The organism is Planktothrix sp. FACHB-1355, assembly GCF_014748295.1.
In the GTDB taxonomy this organism is placed as follows: domain Bacteria; phylum Cyanobacteriota; class Cyanobacteriia; order Cyanobacteriales; family Aerosakkonemataceae; genus Aerosakkonema; species Aerosakkonema funiforme_A.
In genome coordinates, this window is sequence record NZ_JACJUP010000488.1 from 1 (window position 1) to 4,615 (window position 4,615).

Annotated in this window: 4 protein-coding genes; 3 read left to right on the forward strand and 1 reads right to left on the reverse strand. The window is 43.9% G+C overall.

The features are described from left to right. A partial coding sequence (locus H6S82_RS18990) for an isocitrate lyase/PEP mutase family protein (RefSeq protein WP_199317916.1) occupies positions 1-863 on the forward strand: 863 nt, incomplete at its 5' end. A gap of 104 nt (positions 864-967) precedes the next feature. Continuing rightward, positions 968-1,387: a hypothetical protein gene (locus H6S82_RS18995; protein ID WP_242057017.1), complete on the forward strand. Its 420-nt coding sequence runs from the start codon at positions 968-970 to the stop codon at positions 1,385-1,387. A gap of 244 nt (positions 1,388-1,631) precedes the next feature. Here the strand turns inward: H6S82_RS18995 and H6S82_RS34395 are convergent, their stop codons facing one another. Beyond that, the gene (locus H6S82_RS34395) at positions 1,632-3,428 is read right to left on the reverse strand and encodes a cyclase family protein (protein WP_190472995.1); all 1,797 of its coding nucleotides are present in this window, start codon (positions 3,426-3,428) and stop codon (positions 1,632-1,634) included. 77 nt (positions 3,429-3,505) lie between these two features. On the opposite strand from H6S82_RS34395, the gene H6S82_RS19005 reads away from it, so the two are divergent. Then, the gene (locus H6S82_RS19005) at positions 3,506-4,021 is read left to right on the forward strand and encodes a dihydrofolate reductase family protein (RefSeq protein ID WP_190472991.1); all 516 of its coding nucleotides are present in this window, start codon (positions 3,506-3,508) and stop codon (positions 4,019-4,021) included. Positions 4,022-4,615 lie beyond the last annotated feature (594 nt).

Consider the following 4,615-nt stretch of genomic DNA (forward strand, 5'->3'; position numbering starts at 1 on the left):
TGCGAAAAATACTCGATCGCTCCGGCATCCTCGTACTTCCCGGCGTGTATGATTGTTTGAGCGCCAAACTTGCCGAACAGTTGGGATTTGAAATCGTTTTCACCAGCGGTTTTGGCATTTCTGCCTCTACACTCGGTCGCCCGGATTACGGCTTTCTCACCGCCACGGAAATGCTTTACAGTGTCGGGAGAATTGCACAGTCGATTAACATTCCTTTAGTTGCCGATATCGATACCGGTTATGGCAATCCTTTAAATGTAATTAGGACTGTCACCGACGCCGTAAATCTGGGAGTCGCCGGAGTCATTTTGGAAGACCAAGAATGGCCGAAAAAATGCGGTCACTACCAGGGTAAGCGCGTTATCCCAATGGCGGAACAGGTAGAAAAAATCCGCGCCGCAGTCCACGCCCGCGCTGATAGCGGTTTGGTAATTATAGGACGAACCGATGCTTTAGCGCCATTGGGATTGGAAGAAGCGATTCGTCGGGGTCGCGCTTATTACGAAGCTGGCGCGGATGTGGTGTTTATTGAAGCGCCGCAGTCAGTGGAGGATTTGAAAGCGATCGCATCTGCTTTCCCCGATGTACCATTGTTTGCAAATATGATCGAAGGCGGGAAAACTCCCTTCCTGACCGGTTCGCAATTACAAGAGTTGGGTTTCAAAATTGTAGTCTTCCCCCTCTCTGGTTTATTTGCCGCAACTCACGCCATGACCGCTTGCTTGCGCCAACTCAAGGAACAGGGAACGACAACGGGTTTTTCTAATTTGGTTTCCTTCCCAGAATTCGAGCAAATTATCGAGGTTCCCAAATATCGCCAATTGGAACAGGAGTATAGCATTTCCCCCTCCCCTAATCCCTAGCCCCGACGCCCTAATCCCTAGCCCCTATCCGTAAAATTGCGGAACTCCAACGCTGCGATCGCTGTCATTAAGAATGATTAAAAACAGTTCCCTCAAACGTTGTTATGGGAGTCGCCGCAAACATGAAGCGAGATATTCGACTTGCCGCAACTTGGGCGATCGCGGCTTTAGCAATCAGCTTACCATCCAAAGCCCTCGCTTTGGAAAATTTTGATGTTGCTTTGGGCAAACAAGCAACCGATCCCAGGGTTGTCCTTAATAATAACATCGACCTCAATCGCGCCAAAAACCTTGCACGTCAAGCAGGTGTATCCACTAACGGCGGTTTGGGTCGCTATCGTCCAGAAAACTCAATGCACGGCCCAGCTACAGAGGCACCCTTTGTAGATAATGGCAATGGCACTTGGACGTTTACTTTTAAAGGTCGCCGTCCCGATTCCAGTGTCTATAGTATCCAAACTGTTGTCACTGTTTCTAAAGATGGCAGGCAGGTAAATGTAGACTACAACGGCCCGATTCGTTAGTAAATTTTTACCACAAATAAACAAAGATGAACGCATTCATCTTTGTTTATTTGTGTGCATCTATTTTCATATGTATTATCTGTCCCGTTGCATCGGTAGAGTCAAAAATTGACGATCGCATCTGTGTTCATCTGTGTTTATCTGTTTTCATCTGTGGTAAAAATTTAACCCCTAATTCCCACAGATAATCTTTCGTATCAGTCTTACACTACCGATGCTACGGCACACAATCTTAAAGGTTATACTACGGAACTAACCCTATCACCGCAGCAGGAGAACCAGATCCATCTTTAAGACGGAGATGACCGATAACTAAAATAGTACCAATTGGCGGCAATCGCTCTAAATTAGTTAAATTTTCCAATACAATACCCGATTGTGCCAACACCAAACGGTTAGTAGCAAAAGTGGGATCTTGAGCGCAATCTACGCCGTGAGTATCAATTCCCACACCAGCAATTTGACGTTCTGCAATTAAAAACTGAGTTGTTTCGCTTGTCAAAGCGGGAAAATGTAACTTTCCTTCACTATCTTGATTCAAAAAAGCATTTTTGTCAAGCCATTTTTCTTGCCAACCCGTGTACAGCAATACGATACTATTAACTGGAATCTGACCGTGTTGTTGTTCCCAATTTTTAACATCGTTAATAGTGAGAGTATAATCGAAATTATCTGCAACTTTGTCGCGCATATCGATGACTACAGCAGGTACAATTAGAGATTCAGCGGGATAGCGATCGATCCCCATTCCATTCACATAAAAACTCTTGGGTGCGTTGATATGAGTCGCGCTGTGTTCTCCAATAGAGAAACGCCGTAAATAATAGCCATGTTTCTCCAATTCAGCGACGATTTCAAATTCAACTGGTGGGTCTCCCGGCCATTGGGGAATATCAATATCGATGACGTGACTGAGGTGAATTACTTGCGAGTAAGTAATCGTTTTATGTTCGCTTTTTCTAGTAACTGTCTGAGAACGAGTTAATCTTTCCAGCGTTGCTTCCATGAGTGCAGTATTTTGACCGGAAACGGTGAAAACCAGCGCTTCTCGATAAACGCGCTGTGCGGCATGATGGCTGTAATTTGCCGCCCCACTGGAAACGGTAATGGCGGCGTGGGCGATGCGGACTGCGAGTTCGATCGCCCAACTTCTTAAATGTAGCTTTTCTGATAGTTCAATGCTTGTTTGTTGTTGAGCTTCTCTAATTGTAGTTCGACATTGTGCGAATTCGTTATTGAGGGATAGGAATGCTTTATCTATAAAAGGAAACGACTTATTTATAGCGGCTGCTTCGATAATATCGAGTCCCGCCCTAGCGCAACCGAGTACCAAACCAGTCGCACGCAAAACATTCTTTTTATCGTTTTCTTGTATCCAATTTTGTGGTTTAATAGAAAGTATGCGATCGTCTGGCAAAAACCAATCTTTGATAGTTGCCGTCACCGTGTTGGTTGATGTCATTGCTGCCAGTTGCATCGGTTCGCTAAAATTAATGTAACCGCCCAAACTTTGCTTTGTTTCCCCAAAAGTAAGCATACCAAAAACTGCTCTACCATCCGATAAACTAGCGGCAACAATAAAATATTGAAATATCCCCCATCCTGTCACCCAAGGAACTTGTCCTTCTAATAAATAACCCCCATCTACAGGGGTAGCTGAAATTAGCGGGTCGCCTGACCGTCGCAGTTGGGAAAAACCCACACCGACCAAAACCTCACCGTTACTCATACGGGGAAGGTATTCTTGTTTGAGAGAGGTGTTTTTACTGTCAAAAAGCATACCCGCAGCGCTTTGGTGTTGAGTTTGCAAGAAAGCTAAAGCGCCGGAATATTTAGCGACCAATTCTTGAAAAGATTGAAACGTATCTTCGCTGACACCTTTTCCGCCCCATTCTGGCGGAATTCGGAGTGCAAGGACACCCAATTCGCCCAAACCTTTGAGTGCATCAAACAGAGTGTCTGGGTTAGTATCTATATTGTGAGCGATCGCGGCTACCGATGTCCGCAGATAAGACTCGGTGATGTCGAGCAAGTGTGGCATAAATATGGTATTAGTGTGCTACCCTTCGAGAATATTATGGATCGATCGCACATCGTTTAAAACTTGGCAACTAAACCATGCGAAAAATACGTTTGTACATTGCCTCCAGTCTTGACGGCTACATTGCGAGAACATCCGGCGATGTCGATTGGTTATTCACCGACGCCGACTACGGTTACACCGAATTCTTAGCCCAAGTAGACACAATACTCATGGGTAATAAAACATATCAGCAAGTTCTTGGTTTTGGGGAATATCCATACAAAGGCAAACAAGTTTTTGTTTTCTCTAACACTTTGCCAGGTCAAAAAGATAATAATAACGTAGAATTTATCGGCGGCGATTTGAATGAGTTCGTCAACAACCTGCGTCAATCTCCCGGTGGCGATATCTGGTTAGTTGGGGGATCTGAGATAATTCATTATTTTCTCAAACACAGTTTGATTGATGAACTAATCCTCTCAATTCACCCAATTATTCTAGGCGATGGTATCTCGCTGATTGTGAAAGATGCAAGTTTACAAACCTCACTTAAATTCAAAACTGTCAAAACCTATGAATCCGGATTGTTGCAAGTTTCTTACGATTTATAAAAAATTTGCTTAGGTACGTTGTTGCGCTTTAGCGCTAAAGACCAGGGTCAGAAACCGGGTTTCTTGCAACTGCCCTTCGCTGAAAGCCTAGATTTTCTGTTGAGAAACCGGGTTTCTTGCAACTACCATTCGCTGAAAGCCTAGATTTTCTGTTGAGAAACCCGGTTTCTTCAGCCTTAAATGTTAACTTTTTTTACCATTACTTTTAAGAGCCAATGCCACACATTAATCTAGTGTATACCGCCCTTAATCTAGCCAATACATGAACCCCTTTCTTAGCAATATTCGCCTCAAATGGTTCCTTGCCACTAGGGCTTTAGACTACAGCGCCGACTTTGTTAAAATTTTGTATCAAATCTATCTAAATCATAACAAAATCATACATTTCCGTAATGGATACCCGGTTTATTCCCTATCCACTCCCGCTTTATTCAGCAAACCAGCATCTAACTTCATCGCTCGCGCCCTATATCGCACCATTCAGAATAAAAATTTGCCCAACTTGATGAGTTTTGCGGTTAATGATATCTGCAATGCGACTTGCGAGCATTGTAGTTTCTTTGAAGCTGTTGAAGAGAAAAACAAAAATATTCT

What these genes read in the sequence shown, in the direction of transcription:
- H6S82_RS18995 (WP_242057017.1), top strand. Translation starts at nt 968, where the DNA reads ATGGGAGTCGCCGCAAACATGAAGCGAGATATTCGACTTGCCGCAACT.
- H6S82_RS34395 (WP_190472995.1), bottom strand. Translation starts at nt 3,428, where the DNA reads ATGCCACACTTGCTCGACATCACCGAGTCTTATCTGCGGACATCGGTA.
- H6S82_RS19005 (WP_190472991.1), top strand. Translation starts at nt 3,506, where the DNA reads ATGCGAAAAATACGTTTGTACATTGCCTCCAGTCTTGACGGCTACATT.